The organism is Paenibacillus rhizolycopersici (assembly GCF_014947195.2).
Classification (GTDB): Bacteria; Bacillota; Bacilli; order Paenibacillales; family Paenibacillaceae; genus Fontibacillus; species Fontibacillus rhizolycopersici.
This window is the reverse complement of record NZ_JADCNN020000040.1, coordinates 1-16,720: the sequence shown is the minus strand read 5'-3', so window position 1 is coordinate 16,720 and position 16,720 is coordinate 1. Positions and strand designations below refer to the sequence as shown.

Sequence of the window (16,720 nt, the reverse complement as noted above, 5' to 3'; positions counted from 1 at the left end):
ATTCTTTTTATTGAACTAACGTGCAGTATTGGTCAATCGATTGACTCGCAATGCAAAGTCGCTGGGACCCTCATTGTATTGAATTCATCAACTCATAGTAATATTTAGATTCATTAGTCTTATTAAGGCTATACCAGGCGTCTAACGTTTTTGGAGAAAACACATCCAAAGCTTTCAAGATGTGCGCAGAAAATTCCAACGGAGCTATTCCAGATGCCGTGATCAGTTTTCCATCAGTTACAGCTGGCTCCATCTTGTAATCATTTTCTGCTGTATAGGTGGGACAGATCATTTTCAGGTATTCCAGATCATTGCTTGTATGCCCACGTGAATTCAGCAATCCTGTCTGGGCAAGTCCCATTGTAGCACCACAAATCGCTGCAACCCATATTCCTTCCCTTAAACACCTCTCAGCAATTTTTAAGATAGGGTGATGAATGGCTTCTGTCCATGTATCTCCACCGGGCAAAATCAATAGATCAGATCTTTCAATGCTGCACTCATCCAATTGGATGTCAGGCAGTATTTTCAATCCACCCATTGTAGTTACTGGAGTCTTATCAATTCCCATGGTGACAATTTTGGATGGGGCCAGCCCCTTTTTATAAAATCTTCCCGAGTTCAATTCGGCAGTTAAGTAGCCTATTTCCCAGTCTGCCATGGTGTCAAAAACATAAAGATATACCGTATTATCCATTTGCAAGTTCTCCTTATTTTCAATTCATCAAGTGATACCAACCGTCCATCGGTAATCCATGATTATCATCATAATAAAATGACTTCACTGACATACGCTGTCAGTGAAGCTATTAAAGTTGATAATATACCATTAGCTCAAGCAATGAACCCCGTCCTCGCCGACTAAACCAGGTAATAGATTTCAAGTCTCCTTATAAAGGTTAATATCAATTCTCCGAGTGAATCGGAAAATCTTAGAGTCGAACAAATTTAGTGCATATGCACAATTATATTCATTGGAATATCAATTGTTTGATGGCCTAAATCTTAATATAATGAAACCGTATTCAAGTTAGTGAATTTAGGAACTTTTAAGGAGGGATAACTTCACCACATCGCAATTACACAACTAGATAGAGACTGAGGCTATGTGAATGAGGTTTATTAGTACGGTGAATTTTAAATAGGGGCACCAAATTAGAACAATCAACATGAGGAGGATTTTTCAGATGACAGCAGCATTAGATATATCCTGGATTGGTGCTTTAGCGGGTTTAGCGCTAGCAATTATTTTAATTTTGTTTAGACTGGCACCCACTTATGCACTAATTCTAGGAGCAATAGTTGGTGCGTTTATCGGCGGGGCGAATTTTTCGGAAGTCATCAACATCCTGATTTCTGGAACTCAAAGTGTACAAGGTACCGTTATACGAATTATCGCTGCAGGTGTTTTTGCCGGCGTAATGATGGAATCGGGATCAGCCGGAACCATTGCAGAATTCATCGTTGATAAACTAGGTGGAACGAAAGCGATGTTATCCCTTGCGCTCGCTACCATGGTGATCACGGCAGTAGGGGTATTCATTCCTGTGGCCGTCTTGATTGTTGCCCCGATCGCGTTATCGGTAGGTAATAAAATGGGGTACTCCAAAATCGCTTTGCTCGTTGCCCTCTCTGGTGGAGGTAAGGCGGGCAACATTATCTCACCGAACCCAAACACTATTGCAGCGGCCGGCGGATTTCAGCTCGATGTAAACCAGGTCATGCTTGGTGGAGTCGTTCCTGCGCTTGTTGGATTGGCCGTTACTGTCATTATCGCATCATTCATTAAATTTAAAGGCACGAAAGTGACAGATCTGGAAGCAGCTGAATTGGAAAAAACCAGTTCAAAGAACCTGCCTCCTTTATCCAAAGCTTTGGTAGCTCCAGTCATCGCGATTGTGCTGTTGATGATTAGTCCCATTGGCTCGATGCTCGGAGCAGACTTTTTAGCAAAGCTTAAGATTGATTCATTGTTTATTTTACCGTTTGCCGGCGTAGTCGGTGCCTTAACCTTAGGCAAATCGAAAGAAATACTGAACTATTGCACGGCCGGTTTGAATCGAATGACTCCAACAATCTTGATTATTATTGGGGCGGGTGCCATTGGTGGATTGATTACGGCTTCTACCCTGCCCGCAGAGGTTGTTGCATTGGTTGAATCGTCGGGCATCTCCGGAGTCTTCCTGGCACCTATCGCAGGCGTGTTGATGGCCGGGGCAACCGCATCGACTTCAACAGGAGTTATTTTGGCCACAGGCTCCTTCTCAAATGCGATTCTCAATACAGGCGTTGCTCCTCTATCGGCCGCAGTAATGACCCATGCGGGGGCTACGGTCATCGACCACCTGCCGCACGGAACCTACTTCCACGTGACACGGAATGCGATGGGCATGAGCATGAAGGATCGGTTGAAGGTGGCCTTATATGAAAGCATCGTCGGTTTAGCAATGACGATCGTAGCCGTGGTTCTATTCGGATTTATCTTATAAAGGAATGGGGAATCCTCAATGAGTAAACTATTTATGCTGGCTCCGGACTCATTTAAAGAAAGCATGACGGCAAAAGAAGTGTGTGAAGCTATGGAAATCGGCATCAAAAGAGCTATTCCGGATGCGGAATGTATTCATGTTCCTATGGCGGATGGCGGTGAAGGCACGGTTCAGTCGTTGGTGGATGCAACAAGTGGCACCATCATTCAGAAAGAAGTGACCGGGCCTCTTGGAACACCAGTTATCGCGCATTATGGAATTTTGGGAGACGGCAAGACAGGTGTCATCGAGATGGCATCTGCTAGTGGAATTCATCATGTGACGAAGGAAACCAAAAACCCTCTCATTACGACTACCTTTGGAACGGGTGAACTCATAAAGGATTGTATTGAAAGGGGCATTACGGACATCATTCTAGGCATTGGTGGCAGCGCTACGAATGATGGAGGAGCAGGTATGGCTAGAGCGCTGGGATATAAATTCCTGGATAAGGAAGGGAAGGAATTGCCGTTTGGCGGAGGAAGCCTCCTTGCACTGGATACCATTGATCCCACTGACGTGCATCCGCAATTAAAACATATTCATATCCTGGTTGCATCCGACGTGACCAATCCACTTTGTGGTGATAAAGGGGCTTCCGTAGTCTTCGGGCCCCAAAAGGGGGCCACTCCGGAAATGGTTGCCTTGTTGGATGAGAGCTTAAGACATTATAGCAATGTCATTAAGCAGCAAATTGGAGCGGACATTGTAGATTTACCTGGAGCAGGCGCCGCAGGCGGCCTCGGAGGCGGATTGCTGGCCTTCACAAACGCAACCATGAAAAAAGGAATTGAAATTGTAATTGAGTATACCGGACTTAAAGAAAAACTCCAACATGTAGATTATTGCTTCACTGGTGAAGGCGGGATCGACTTTCAGACGAAATTCGGCAAAACCCCTTATGGAGTCGCTCAGGCAGCAAAAAGCGTGAACAGCGATATCAAGGTGATCGCTTTGGCGGGATCTATCGGCCAAGATATAGAGGCCTTATACGATGAAGGGTTTGATGCCATCTTTGGTATTGTTCCAAAGGCAGCCGATCTTGATACCTTATTAGCGGAAGGCAAGGAAAATGTTGCTCGTACCTCGGAAAATATTGCGAGACTGTTAAAATAACACTTGGAGGACGGCCTCAGCATTATACGGCCGTCCTCATTTATTCTACTCGGTTAATCAGCATCAAGATGAGTTCCATGAGCTCCATGACATTTTTGGGATCTTTGCCCGTAACTTGATGGATTTTGTTTAATCGATAGTTTAACGTGTTCCTGTGGATCATCAGTTTACTGGCAGTTTCATTTAGGTTAAGGTTGCAATTAATATAAATCTGTAGCGTTTTGATTAATTCATAATTTTGTTCAAGCACATGGGCTAGGCGCTCTAATCTGACATCATTTTTAAATGATATCAACATGTCAACGATTAAATCACAATTCGCGTAGGATATATGCTTTTGGTTCGTGTAGACCCCCTTCAGCACGCGCATCGCCGACTTGGCCTGCGCAAGCCCATCGGCAATCTTATCATTCCAATTACTCATCGATATCAAGGTGTTGGGATAGTGCTTTTCTAGCGTCTGTTGAAGATCCTCAATCTGATCTGCTACCTGAACGACGATACAAAGTGAAGTCTGCGTCATTTTGAAAAAGGGGACACTTATGGCAATATGCTCGTCAATCTCTGTGGGAGATTCCACGTAAATGATCTGGAAAGGTCTCGTCAACTGAATACCATAGATCAACGCCTGATCGATCATTTCCTGCGTATAAGCAGTCTCCACATTGATGACTTGGGTAAAAAACTCTAGCTTGAGATTTTTTTGAACGTTCTTCTTTTCCAAAGCGATGCTATTGTCGATTAACAAAATCACGGCTGACTTCAGAATGTTACCGAAGGGTCTCGTTACCTCTACTTCACCGCTGATTCCTACTACTCCAATAATGTTGCCATTCAGCTCAATTGGTAAGTTAATTCCCTTCTTTACGAATTCCTCATCTTCAAAAATTTCCACGATCCTTCGTTTTTGTATGGCTTGTACTGCACCATGGTGCAGCGTGCCGATTCTATCTTTATTTCCACTTCCGATGATCATGCCAGTTCGATCCATAATGTTAATATTATAGGGAATGTCTTTCATCATTCGATCGACAATGCTCTGGGCCTGAATATGTGTTAACTCATACATGGAAGCTTCTCCTTCTTCGTTCATTAATCGACCCTCACAATAACCCGTGCGATAGATGAATCTGCTTGAAAACAGTTCGCGGTTTCTATACTCCACGTAATCATAACACACGTTACAAATCACTGCTAACCCCACCTCTACTGGACCTACGACGACGCAGGAGGGGAATAAATGTGGCTCGTGTCGAATCTGCGGCATAGGGGATGTGCCTAATATATCCAGCTACATCAAGGCTTGTGAGTTATGAAATTAATTCAGTTAATCGCGGAGAAAAGAAAAAGCCGAGTGAAATCAGGAGTAAATACCTGAAATCAGCTCGGCTTGCAGTCATACTTTATAAGCTTTGTTCAAATGTCATCAGACATCACTTACTCTACCGTCACGCTCTTCGCCAAGTTCCGCGGCTTGTCGACATCGTTGCCGCGAGCCAGCGCTGCGTAGTACGCGAGCAGTTGCAGCGGTACAACGGACAAGGCCGGCGTCAGTAGCGGCAACGTCTTCGGAATGGCCAGCGCTTGGTCAACGGACTTCAGCAGGTCAGGCACGTTCTCTTCGTGCGTAATCGCCATGACGTCCGCCCCGCGGGCTTTCACTTCCTTGATGTTGCTGACGGTTTTCTCGAGCACGGTTTCCTGGGTCGCAAGCGCGATGACCGGAACGCCTTCCTCAATCAAAGCCAGTGTGCCGTGCTTCAACTCGCCAGCGGCGTACGCTTCGGAGTGAATGTAGGAAATCTCTTTCAACTTCAGCGAGCCTTCCTGCACGACGGAATAGTCAAGGCCGCGGCCGATAAAGAACAGATGCTCGTGGCTGGCGATTTGCTCCGCGTAAGCTTTCACCGTATCGGCTTGAGCCAACATGCTTTCCACCTGCTCCGGCAGCGAATGCATCGCGGCGATGACATGGGCTACATCGTCCGCGCTTTGGGTACCGCGCACTTGAGCCATGTACAGACCAAGCAGGTAGAACGCGATCAACTGGGACGTATAAGCTTTCGTCGAAGCAACGGCAATTTCCGGACCCGCCAGCGTCGCAATCACATCGTCCGCATCGCGGGCGATCGAGCTGCCAACCACGTTGGTGATCGCTAGTACATGCGCACCGTTCGCTTGCGCTTCACGCAGCGCCGCCAATGTATCCGCCGTTTCACCGGATTGGCTGACCACGATCACGAGCGTCTCTGGCGTGATCAGCGGCGAGCGATAACGATATTCCGAGGCAACGTCGTTCATCACCGGAATGCGCACCAGTTGTTCGATCGCCGTCCCGCCGACCAGACCGGCATTATAAGCCGTACCGCAGGCGATGACATGAACCGAGGTCAAGCTGCGGATTTTTTCGTCTGACAGTTTAAGGCCTGGAAGCACAACCTTCCGTCCACTTTCGTCGATGCGTCCCAACATCGTGTCGCGGTAAGCCTTCGGTTGCTCGTGGATCTCTTTCAGCATGAAATGATCGAAACCGCCTTTTTCCGCGGTCACGGCGTCCCAATCGACACGAATCATTTCCCGAGAAATAAAGTTCCCTTCGATCGTCATCAATTCGACAGCATCCTTCGTCAATACCGCCATTTCACCGTCATTCAAAATATACACGTTCCGCGTATAATTCAACAAAGCCGGAATGTCGGAGCCGATAAAGTTCTCGCCTTCACCGAGACCGATAATGAGCGGGCTAGCTTGACGAACCGCAACCAGTTTCTCGGGTTCATACTCGGTCAAAACCCCAAGCGCAAAAGCGCCGCGCATAAAACTGATCGCTTTCTGAACGGCTTTCACGATATCGCCTTGATATTCGCGGGCCACCAAATGGGAAATCACCTCGGTGTCCGTTTCCGAAACGAAGACGTACCCCTGCTCGATCAGTTCTTCCTTCAACTCCAGATAGTTTTCAACAATCCCGTTATGCACGACCGAAAACTTCTGAGTATGGTCGGTATGCGGATGGGAATTCACGTCAGACGGTTTGCCGTGCGTAGCCCAGCGGGTATGACCGATCCCGGCCGATCCCTTGAGCGGTGCACCTTCCAATTTCGACTCCAGATTGGCCAGACGTCCCAACGATTTCGCGATTTTCAAGCCATTTGACGTAAATACCGCGATCCCGGCTGAGTCGTACCCGCGGTACTCCAGCTTCTTCAATCCGTCAAGCAACACCGACTGCGTATCCCGATTCCCAATATATCCAACAATACCACACATAATAATTTATCCTCCGTTTCATTCTTACAAGATGGTTTTTGGCCGTAAGAAGCGGAACACGGAAGAAGAATCACGCAGTGTACTGAGACAGAACTATTCAATTGTCAAAAAAACACCTTGGTCAAAAGCAGACGATTCTGCAATTTTCAACCACCTTTTCACGAATGCCCAGATTGCTCCGTCCACCGCGGATTTCTTCCGCGTTGCTTGCTTACGTACATTCATGAAAATCCAATGAATGTGATGTTCCATCTGCCCGCACGGTTTGTGGGAACGGTCGCCCATTCCTTTTGCCGATGCGGTTACGGTGCGATGAAGCACCGGGAGGCCCCCGCCGAACATTCCGAACACCTCCACCTCGTCAACTTCGCTTTGCCGTACGTTTGGTTCGCTAACGCCTCAAGATTCTCTGCGGTCACCGGCAGATTGGCCTTCCGCCTCTGCCCTAGCGACAACGTCTCCTAAGAGCGCCTGTTTACCCTTTACGATCCCAACGCACGCGCACAATGAAGTTCTGGCGCTTAACTTCCGGTAAACCTGACAACCCTCACTTTCTTTGCTCGAATATGCTTAATTATATGCACCTTCACCCGATTTGGCAATGATCAACTTGTCCTGATTCATCAAATCGTGCTTTTTACCCCTCTGGCCCAGAACAACGTCTGACCCCTCCCCGTCGAGCTACGGCCTTTATGATCCTTAGGGTCCTTAATGCCCTTAGGGTCAACCTCACGCCTCTTTACACGATTATCCCTTTCGTTCAGAAATGGGGGAATTGTGTCTCAGTTGAAGTAGCTTCATGCCCCCGAGTCGAGTTGTTCCTGTTTACAGGACGACACCACGACTATGCATGACATGACCTGATGCAACGGGATAATCGTCAAAAGGAGTAAAAAAGATACTGTAGTCCTTACCAAACCTAAGCAAAAAACCGCCGAACAGGAAATCAATCCTGTTCAGCGGTCCTTGAAGGATCCTATATCCAAATAAAAAGTCAGGTCGTTACACCAATTGTTTCTCCACGACCTCCACGATCTGCGAAACCAGCTTCTCCAGCTCTGCCTTCTCCGGCCCTTCAGCCATGACGCGGATAAGCGATTCCGTCCCCGACGGACGAACCAGTACCCGTCCGTTATCGGCCAGCTCTTGCTCGACCTCGGCAATCGCTTCGGCAATCAGAGCATTTCCGGCAAACTTGCTCTTGTCCTGAACGCGGACGTTTACCAGCACCTGCGGATACTGCTTCATGACCTTCTTCAGCTCGCTAAGCGGCTTGCCGGAAGCCAACAGCGTATCGACTAGCTGAATCGCCGTCAGAATTCCGTCCCCGGTCGTATTGTAATCCAGGAAAATCACGTGCCCGGATTGTTCCCCACCAAGATTGTAGCCGCCGCGCAGCATCTCTGCCATCACATAACGGTCACCCACCGCGGTTTGCTGAGTAGCCAATCCCAGTTTCTTTGTTGCCTTGTAGAAGCCAAAATTACTCATCACCGTCGAAACAACGGTACTGTCTTTCAGTTTACCGGCTTTGTTCATCGCGTCACCGCAGATGCACAGGATGTAGTCGCCATCTACCTCTTCGCCTAATTCATCGATGGCGATCAACCGATCCGCATCGCCGTCAAAAGCAAGTCCGAGATGAGCACCTAGACGCACGACTTCCTCTTTGAGCCGTTCTGGATGCGTAGATCCGCAATGGTCATTGATATTGAGGCCGTTTGGCTCGGCGGCCAGTGTATGCACTTCGGCTCCTAGCTCGCTAAACAGCTTCGGTGCCAGCTCATAGGCCGCTCCGTTCGCGCAGTCCAGCACGACTTTCAGCCCTTTGAACGAGGAGCCGATTGTCGTTTTCAGATGATCCAGGTATTTCAGCTTCGATTCGTTATCGACCGTCACCGTACCCAAACCGCCGCCAATCGGCCGTGGCAATTCGTCGGTATCCTTGTCGAGCAGTTCTTCGATTTGCAATTCCGTATCGTCCGACAGCTTAAATCCGTCACTGCCGAAAAACTTGATCCCGTTATCCTCAACCGGATTATGGGAGGCAGAAATCATGACGCCCGCATCCGCTTGAAGCAAGCGGGTCAAATAGGCCACAGCCGGCGTTGTCACGACGCCCAGACGAATGACGTCCGCACCGATCGACAGCATTCCCGCCACCAACGCAGACTCCAGCATGACGCCCGAAATGCGCGTATCCATACCAATGACGACTTTCGGCTTGGAGGCCTGCCCAGTCAGCACGTAACCTCCGCAGCGCCCGATCTGGTAAGCTAGCTCAGCTGTCAGCTCTTGATTCGCAATTCCTCTTACGCCATCCGTTCCAAAATACTTCCCCATGGTTTCACTCCTTCAATATTTTGCCAGCCCCGTACCGTTCTCCACGTCTCCCGGGTGATGACTGTCCGGTCTATATTCTTGGTTGTCCGCTAATCTTTCTTGTTACGCACCATTGCCCGAGGTGATATCCTCTGTCGTATTGCCGCCTTCCTCCTGACGGGATGGCGTTCCGCTTCCAGCAGGGCTTTGAGCGCCGTCTGCCGGATCCGAATGTTCCACAGGCACACCGGAGGTTGGGTTTCCTTTCTCCGTCAGCTCCACGTCTACGGTTATTGAGGTTTCCGAGTCGGCTAATTCCACACCTTCTGGCAGATTCACCTCGATCGGTACCGAGTGGGTTCCCGCCCCCAGATGCGCCAAGTCCGCCGTAATCTGAATGTCCTCCGGCCGAAGAGCATCCAACGTCTCGTTGGGCCCGATCACCGTCAAGCTCAGCATTGCCTCCACCGGCCGGATCCATTTGACGTCGTACGAAGATCCCGTATTTTTCAACGTTACCGGCACGCCTTCAAGCTGCTTTTGCCCGCCTGGCATGACATGCAATGTGATCGTGACAGAGCTCGGCTCGATTTTCTCAAAACCTTCCGGAGGAGTCAAGTCCACCGAGTATTTAGTCTCAGTCGACCCGTCGGAACGACTCAGATCGACCGTCACCGGATAGGAGGATATACCCTCCAACGCTTCTTTGGAGCCATATAGCACGACGCCTTCCACATCGGTCTCGACACCGGTTAAAACATAACCGGAAGGCAGTTGCCCTGACTTGCGTACTTCGAGCGGCACGTTTTTGTAAAGTTTATTAATCGGTACTTCTACGTCCACCGAACTAGGCGAAATTTTCGCATTTTCCATCGGCTGCCCTTGTCTATCATATGCCGTCAGCTTGACGCTTTTGCCTTTTACCGAGTCCTTGAGTCCAGTGACGTCCACTGTGCCTTCAACTTTACTCAACTCTTGGACCTCACTTGCCGGCAGCGTTACATCTACGGTTCCTTCTCCAGCAACAATCGGAGTTCCAAGAACTAATCCATCGGCCGGCTCCCCTTTCGTGACAATGGTCACGGGGATCGTCCTGGTCTCTTTCGCTTCGATCGTCACCTTTACGATCGAGGGGTCCATCGAGATGAGTTCAACTCCAGGAGGAAGCTCATGGGTCAATGGGAGCGTGAACGTTCCGGGTCCTAGGTTTTCAAGATTTAGCCTCGCCTTATAATCGGAAAAGTTCGTGGTTAGGTCAATTCGTTTTCCTTTGACCTCCATACGTACTGTGCTAGGCTCAAGGTCATACAGAATGTATTTGTCCTCGTCAAATCCAGTCACTTCGATTTTGACGTTGTCGATGAATCGCGGCTGCGCCAGTGTCGTGGAGTCAACGGGGGTTCCGCTGTCCAGATGCACCATGGCCCACAAAATAATGCTAAACACAAGAGCGAGGACCTTGGCAAAATTGTTATGAGTGAGCCATTTATCCATTTTTGCCGGCCTCCTTCCGTCTGCGGAACGGGCTGCGTTTTTCTTTGGTGTTCGAGTTGGGACCTAATTCCGCATACAGCTTGGAAATCAGCGACTCCTCGTTGATGTCCCGAACGACTTGACCGTCAATCGCCAGAGAAATTTGCCCCGTCTCCTCGGATACGACGATGGAGACGGCATCACCGACCTCACTGATCCCGATCGCTGCCCGGTGCCTTGTACCCAACTCCTTGCTAATAAACGGATTCTCCGACAGCGGCAAATAGCAGGCGGCAGCGGAAATCCGGTGACCTTGTACAATTACGGCACCGTCATGCAAAGGGGTATTCGGGATGAATATATTGATCAGCAGTTGCGAAGAAATGATCGACTGCATCGGAATCCCCGATTCGGTGTATTCATTTAAACCCGTGTCTCGTTCAAAAACGATTAGGGCCCCTATCTTTCTACGTGATAAATAATTTACGGCCTTAATGATCTCGCCGATCTCTTTGCCGAATTCCTCTTCATCCGCACTATTCCGTCCAAACAGCTTACCTCGACCGAGCTGCTCCAATGCACGTCTAAGCTCTGGCTGAAAAATGATGAAGATCGCCAGCACCCCAAACGTAAACATCTGATTCATCAGCCATTTCAGCGTGTACAAATCAAACCAGGTACTCACGGCCCAAATAAACACCAGGACCAGAATCCCCTTGAGCAGCTGCACGGCACGCGTCCCCCGTACGAGCAAAATCAGGTGATATATTATATAGGTAACAATGAGGATATCGATAACATCCTTGATGGTATCCTGCCAAGTCAGATTCACAAAATAGTTCATGCTGCGACCCCCGGAATGTTCCTTGCGGACGTTTGGCCCGCCGACAAGGAAACGATATGTACAACCTACAAGCTTGTCTCTATAAGTTTCCCCTAACTACTAGGTTATAACGTTCACAAGTTAGATGCAAGCGTTCAGTAAAAATAGGCTCATTCCGTATCTGTTGTTAATTTTTCCCTTCGATCACCAAATAAAAAAGCGCCCATTCCCGAAGGTGAGGCGCCATTTTATTCTACATCGTTCGATGATCACCTATAGGCAACTTCCGTAAACGTATTGATAATCCTATACCAGATCCAATCCAGCGCTTGATCAATCTGTTTGACTTCGCCCGAGACATGCGCCGTGGAGGCTTGGTAATAGGAGCCGTCAATCACCGTCAAGTTGCCTTGCACTTCACCGTAGATCTCGGCTTTGCCGTTCTCGACGGTCAAGTTCCCGACAATTTTGGAGTCGCTGGGTACGGTGACCGTATCGCCTTGAATAATGACCTGATCCAGGTCCGCTCCTTTAACGACGAGTTGATCGTCGCTATCCCAAAGAGATACTGCACTGAACAGCATGACCAGTAAAAACATCGCTGCCGCCGTCAAAGCCGGATGGCGTCTGATCCATTGGATCCATGCCTGCTGCTTGGGCTGACTCGGGATCTGGCTGATGATCCGGTTCACCAGTTCATCGGGAGCCGATAGGTTAGCATGCTGTTTAATCGTTGCAAACAGCATCATTTCGGTTCTTTCCAATTCCCTGAATTCCTTTAGGCAATCCGGACACTGGTCTAGATGCAGCTTCAGCTGTTCGACATGGTCGCGGCTCAATTCGCCGTCCAGGTAATCATGCATCATGGATGAGGCATGTTTGCATTCCATATCAGCCAATCCTTTCAGTAGTACTAATCTATGCGAAAAAGCGGAGGGCACGGCTAGAGATCATAGTCGTCCTACCTTAACATACGTAACGATTCACATTTCGTTTCAAAAATAATATCGTTGGAGGGGTCCCCATTTTAAAGCATCTTATGCTCTAGCTTCTTACGCAGAAATTCCCGTCCACGGTGAACGCGCGTCTTGACCGTCGTCACCGGCATATCCAACACGTCGCTGATCTCTTGCAGCGACATTTCCTGAAGATAACGGAGCACGATCACCGACTTGTATTTGGCAGGCAAGCCGTCGATGGCTTGGTGGATGGTCTGTTGCGTTTCCGACAGCAGATATTCCGATTCCGGCGTTCGTTCGTCCCCGGGAATCAAGGTGTATCCGTCCATGCCCTCCTGATCGTTCATTTCGGCATCCAGATAATAACTTGGCTTCCGCTTCCGCAGCCGATCGATGCATAAGTTGGTCGCAATCCGGTAAATCCACGTGGAGAACTTCTGCTTATCGTCGTATCGGCTCCAATTTTTGTGCACCCTTAAGAACGTCTCCTGTACGACATCCTCCGCCTCGTGACGATTCGACAACATCCGGTATGCGAGATGATAAAGCTTATCCTTATATAGATCAACAAGTTCGGCGAAGGCACCCTGATCTCCTTTGCGGGCCAGCTTCACCAGTCTTGCATCAAAATGTTCCACCACCATATTTTCCCCCAAATCGGTTGGAAGGGCTCAGGTACATGATATCCTTATATACTTATACCCTGCCTGTCCGGCTATTCGTCCCTTTAGTAACCTGACTTTATGACAATTTAAAGGGTACTTCCAGTCGTCGGCACTTCATTCAAATGTTAAAGCAACTTTTCACAAAATGCAATACATTCAGCAAAAGCGGAATGCAAAAAAACGGACCTCCTCGTAGAGAAGGCCCGTTTTGACTTTCCTGTCGATAAATCTGCAGGTATCAACCCGTATTCCGGAGACCTGCGGCAATTCCGTTAATCGTAAGCAACACTTCACGCAGCAGTTCGGCATCATCCTGACCTTGGTCTCGCGCCGTGCGCAGCTCCGTCAAGAGCTGTACCTGCAAATAGCTAAGCGGATCGACATATGGGTTACGCAAGCGGATAGATTCTTGCAGCCCAGGTATGTTATCGAGGATCTCGGTAATGCCGGTGATTTTCAACACCATTTCCCGAGTCAAGCGGAACTCCTCTTCAATTTGGCTGAGGATGCGATCCTTAACCTCGTCATCCGAGCACATTTTCGCATACTCTTTAGCAATCACCAGATCTGCTTTGATCAACGCGAACTGTAGTGTATCAACCACCGTTCTGAAGAATGAGAAATGCTGATACATATTTTGAAGAACCTTGAGGTTCTCTTCGTTGTTTTGGTAGAAGTCCATCAGACCGGTCCCCGCTGCGTACCAGGCTGGGAACAAGTACCGGCTTTGCGTCCAGGCAAACACCCATGGAATCGCCCGCAGGTCCTCAAACCGATCGCTATTCTTGCGCTTGGAAGGACGGGAACCGATATTCAACTCGCCGACCTCGACCAATGGCGTCGATTCACGGAAGAATTTCAAGAAATCCGGTTCGCGGAAAACAAGATCTTGATACTTATGAAGCGATTTCTCGGAAATGCCCGCCATGATGTCTTCCCAACGTTGCTCTTCCGGACTTGTTCCTTGATGGAGCTTCGCTTGAATCGCCGCGGTAATCAGCGCCGAGGTTGCTTGCTCCAAGCTGCGGTACGCGATACCGCGTAAAGAATAACGCGAAGAAATCACTTCGCCTTGCTCGGTGATCTTGATACCTCCGCCAATCGTTTCTGGCGGTTGCACGAGGATACTGCGGTTCAGCGGCATCCCGCCACGCCCAAGCGCGCCGCCGCGTCCGTGGAAGAACTTTAGCTTAACGCCATATTCATGGGCTGCGGCCGTAATTTGCTTCAGCGCTACGCGTAGCTCCCAGTTCGCCGTAACGACACCGCCGTCCTTATTGCTGTCGGAGTAGCCCAGCATGATTTCCTGGAGATCGTTCATCGCCGCTACCGACTCGCGGTAAATCGGCATGCCGAATAGCTGGCGCATGATTCCCGGCGCTGCGTGCAAGTCGTCGATCGTTTCAAACAGCGGAACAGCTTGCAGTGTACATACGACCGATCCATCGGCTTCTTTGCGGAATAAGCCCACCTCTTTCGAGAAGACCATGACCTCGAGAATATCACTGGCCGCCTCCGCCATACTAATGAGATAGCTGGTAATGCACTGCTGGCCGTATTCTTTTTGCGCCAGATACACGGTGCGGTAAACATCCAGGCACTCTCTCGTATTCTCGCTGTAATCCTGATACGGAGAAGTGAGTGGCCGCGGGTCGTTTAACAAACGTTCCAGCAACTCAATCTTGTCTTGCTCCTCCAGCTCGGCATAATTGTCCACGATATTCATCTTCGCCAAAATTTCCGTCATGGCGTTCTCATGTTCTTTGCTGTGTTGACGGATATCGAGCGTGGCCGTATGGAAGCCAAACAGCTCTGCCTGACGAATCAGCTTCTTAATATGGGTATCGGCAACATAGTCGGCGTAGTGATGACGTAAGCTCCGGTCGATGATTTTCAGATCCTGGATAAACGCTTCAACACTTGGGTAACGCTCTGGCGTATCCCTCTTGCTGTCATCCAAAACATTGTGCAGTTTCTCCGTCATGTACGTCAGCTTGATACGATATGGTTCTTTATCGTTGTTCCATTGCTGCGTTTTGCGCAAAGTGACCTGAAGGCGATCCCGTTGAATGGAGGCCATCAGTTCGTCCGTTACGTCTACAATGCTGGTGCTGAAGCTGAGGTGCTTGAACAACTCGGACAAAATCCGTTGGTACTCGCGAACCGACAGTTTGCGTTGCATCCGCAGCGTCTCCCAAGTCACATCCGAGGTTACCGATGGATTGCCGTCCCGGTCGCCGCCGATCCAGGAACCGAAGCGCAAATACGTTGGCACGTGCCAATAATGCTCCGGATAGTATTTAGTCAGACAGCGTTCCAGCTCCTGATACACTTCAGGCAATACATGGAATAAGGTTTCATGAAAATAGTACATGCCGTTTCTAACTTCATCCAGTACGGTGGGCTTACGATCACGCAACTCATCGGTTTGCCAAAGGGTAATCACTTCGTTAAGCAGCTTCTCCCGCAGTTGTTCCCGTTCCCGGAACGTGAGCGTCGGGTTATCCAACTGCATAACATCGTCAGCGATACGCTTGTGGATGTCTAGAATCGCGCGACGCATCGCTTCCGTCGGATGGGCCGTCATGACCAATTCCAGCGACATGCCTCCCAGGATCTCCTGGGCTTCAGCATAGTTAAAGCCCTGCTCCTTCAAATCGCGGACAGCTGCCTCGATCGTGCCGGACTGAACGGTCTCCCCGGCAGATAGCTCGTAGTCACGTTTGCGGCGAATCCGGTGGTTCTGCTCTGCGATATTCACCAGTTGGAAGTAGATCGCAAATGCACGGATCACCTGATGACGGATTCCGGGCTCTAAAGAATTGATCATACCTTTAAATTCTTCATGCAATTCCGGCAAAAATACAGCCCGCAGGGATTTACTGGCTTCACGTATCTTCTCGACAATATCCAAGAGCTCATTGCCGCCCTGATGCACCAGGACCTCTCCTAGAATATTGCCCAAAAAACGAATGTCGCGCCGAAGCAAGTTATTCGAGTTGCCTTTTCCTGCGGTAACCGTTAACTCTGTCATGTTTCTCCCCCATTTCATCCCTAATGCAGCAAGCTTCATTCCGCATTGTCATCATCTTTGTCGTTTAGACCAAATGGCGTTCGCTAAGCGTTTCTTAACATCATACAATAAACTCCCCTGAAAATCTTCACTTAATTTGTAAGAAATTTTATCCTGGGAAGCTGTGATGCGCGTAGTGGAGCGCTATTCATTTCAACTTCACTTACCCTAACACGGTAAAGCAGTAAAATGCAAGGGTATAAGTTAATGATAGAAAATTTTTATACCCGGGAAGGAGATAATCCTCTAAAATTATAACAAAAAACATCATCTTATCCGATGATGTTGCTGTTATGTATGGAGCGGGTGATGGGAATCGAACCCACGCTACCAGCTTGGAAGGCTGGAGTTCTACCATTGAACTACACCCGCACCTTAAAGAAATGGTCGGGATGACACGATTCGAACATGCGACCCCCTGGTCCCAAACCAGGTGCTCTACCAAGCTGAGCTACATCCCGTCAATAAGGTGGTATTGATTTAAAAAATGG

The 16,720-nt window shown here is 49.0% G+C and carries 11 protein-coding genes and 2 tRNA genes; 2 read left to right on the top strand and 11 right to left on the bottom strand.

All coding sequences use genetic code 11. The features are described from left to right. Window positions 1–70: 70 nt before the first annotated feature. The gene (locus IM700_RS22720) at window positions 71–697 is read right to left on the bottom strand and encodes a type 1 glutamine amidotransferase family protein (protein ID WP_193419110.1); all 627 of its coding nucleotides are present in this window, start codon (window positions 695–697) and stop codon (window positions 71–73) included. Window positions 698–1,187: 490 nt separating this feature from the next. On the opposite strand from IM700_RS22720, the gene IM700_RS22715 reads away from it, so the two are divergent. Together IM700_RS22715 and IM700_RS22710 are read left to right on the top strand one after the other, a co-directional pair. Next, window positions 1,188–2,489 carry a GntP family permease gene (locus IM700_RS22715; RefSeq protein ID WP_193419112.1) on the top strand — a complete coding sequence of 434 codons (1,302 nt, stop codon included), beginning with the start codon at window positions 1,188–1,190 and terminating at the stop codon, window positions 2,487–2,489. Between the two features lie 18 nt (window positions 2,490–2,507). Continuing rightward, on the top strand, window positions 2,508–3,644 hold the full coding sequence (locus IM700_RS22710; RefSeq protein WP_193419114.1) for a glycerate kinase family protein: 1,137 nt from the start codon (window positions 2,508–2,510) through the stop codon (window positions 3,642–3,644). A gap of 40 nt (window positions 3,645–3,684) precedes the next feature. Here IM700_RS22710 and IM700_RS22705 read toward each other — a convergent pair whose 3' ends face one another. From IM700_RS22705 to IM700_RS22660, 10 genes are all read right to left on the bottom strand, one after another. Further along, entirely contained in the window at window positions 3,685–4,737 is a 1,053-nt protein-coding gene (locus IM700_RS22705; protein ID WP_239484155.1) for a CdaR family transcriptional regulator, read from the bottom strand. A 344-nt stretch (window positions 4,738–5,081) separates the two neighbouring features. After that, a complete protein-coding gene (glmS, locus tag IM700_RS22700; protein ID WP_193419115.1) occupies window positions 5,082–6,914 on the bottom strand; it encodes a glutamine--fructose-6-phosphate transaminase (isomerizing) in 1,833 nt (610 codons plus the stop codon). Between the two features lie 1,002 nt (window positions 6,915–7,916). Continuing rightward, window positions 7,917–9,257, bottom strand: a complete 1,341-nt coding sequence (glmM, locus tag IM700_RS22695) for a phosphoglucosamine mutase (RefSeq protein ID WP_193419117.1) — start codon at window positions 9,255–9,257, stop codon at window positions 7,917–7,919. Between the two features lie 102 nt (window positions 9,258–9,359). Beyond that, entirely contained in the window at window positions 9,360–10,730 is a 1,371-nt protein-coding gene (locus IM700_RS22690) for a CdaR family protein (RefSeq protein WP_155608453.1), read from the bottom strand. Further along, a complete protein-coding gene (gene cdaA / locus IM700_RS22685) occupies window positions 10,723–11,553 on the bottom strand; it encodes a diadenylate cyclase CdaA (RefSeq protein WP_155608454.1) in 831 nt (276 codons plus the stop codon). The genes IM700_RS22690 and cdaA overlap by 8 nt, the downstream gene beginning before the upstream one ends. A 248-nt stretch (window positions 11,554–11,801) precedes the next feature. Then, on the bottom strand, window positions 11,802–12,422 hold the full coding sequence (locus IM700_RS22680; protein WP_155608455.1) for a zf-HC2 domain-containing protein: 621 nt from the start codon (window positions 12,420–12,422) through the stop codon (window positions 11,802–11,804). 137 nt (window positions 12,423–12,559) lie between these two features. Then, entirely contained in the window at window positions 12,560–13,135 is a 576-nt protein-coding gene (gene sigW / locus IM700_RS22675; protein ID WP_155608456.1) for an RNA polymerase sigma factor SigW, read from the bottom strand. Between the two features lie 259 nt (window positions 13,136–13,394). Further along, the gene (ppc, locus tag IM700_RS22670; RefSeq protein WP_193419119.1) at window positions 13,395–16,190 is read right to left on the bottom strand and encodes a phosphoenolpyruvate carboxylase; all 2,796 of its coding nucleotides are present in this window, start codon (window positions 16,188–16,190) and stop codon (window positions 13,395–13,397) included. 337 nt (window positions 16,191–16,527) lie between these two features. Then, window positions 16,528–16,601 (bottom strand) — tRNA-Gly (locus IM700_RS22665). Between the two features lie 12 nt (window positions 16,602–16,613). Then, window positions 16,614–16,690 (bottom strand) — tRNA-Pro (locus IM700_RS22660). Window positions 16,691–16,720: the final 30 nt, after the last annotated feature.

What these genes read in the sequence shown, in the direction of transcription:
- IM700_RS22720 (WP_193419110.1), bottom strand. Translation starts at nt 697, where the DNA reads ATGGATAATACGGTATATCTTTATGTTTTTGACACCATGGCAGACTGG.
- glmM (WP_193419117.1), bottom strand. Translation starts at nt 9,257, where the DNA reads ATGGGGAAGTATTTTGGAACGGATGGCGTAAGAGGAATTGCGAATCAA.
- IM700_RS22680 (WP_155608455.1), bottom strand. Translation starts at nt 12,422, where the DNA reads ATGGAATGCAAACATGCCTCATCCATGATGCATGATTACCTGGACGGC.
- cdaA (WP_155608454.1), bottom strand. Translation starts at nt 11,553, where the DNA reads ATGAACTATTTTGTGAATCTGACTTGGCAGGATACCATCAAGGATGTT.
- sigW (WP_155608456.1), bottom strand. Translation starts at nt 13,135, where the DNA reads ATGGTGGTGGAACATTTTGATGCAAGACTGGTGAAGCTGGCCCGCAAA.
- ppc (WP_193419119.1), bottom strand. Translation starts at nt 16,190, where the DNA reads ATGACAGAGTTAACGGTTACCGCAGGAAAAGGCAACTCGAATAACTTG.
- IM700_RS22690 (WP_155608453.1), bottom strand. Translation starts at nt 10,730, where the DNA reads ATGGATAAATGGCTCACTCATAACAATTTTGCCAAGGTCCTCGCTCTT.
- IM700_RS22710 (WP_193419114.1), top strand. Translation starts at nt 2,508, where the DNA reads ATGAGTAAACTATTTATGCTGGCTCCGGACTCATTTAAAGAAAGCATG.
- glmS (WP_193419115.1), bottom strand. Translation starts at nt 6,914, where the DNA reads ATGTGTGGTATTGTTGGATATATTGGGAATCGGGATACGCAGTCGGTG.
- IM700_RS22715 (WP_193419112.1), top strand. Translation starts at nt 1,188, where the DNA reads ATGACAGCAGCATTAGATATATCCTGGATTGGTGCTTTAGCGGGTTTA.
- IM700_RS22705 (WP_239484155.1), bottom strand. Translation starts at nt 4,737, where the DNA reads ATGAACGAAGAAGGAGAAGCTTCCATGTATGAGTTAACACATATTCAG.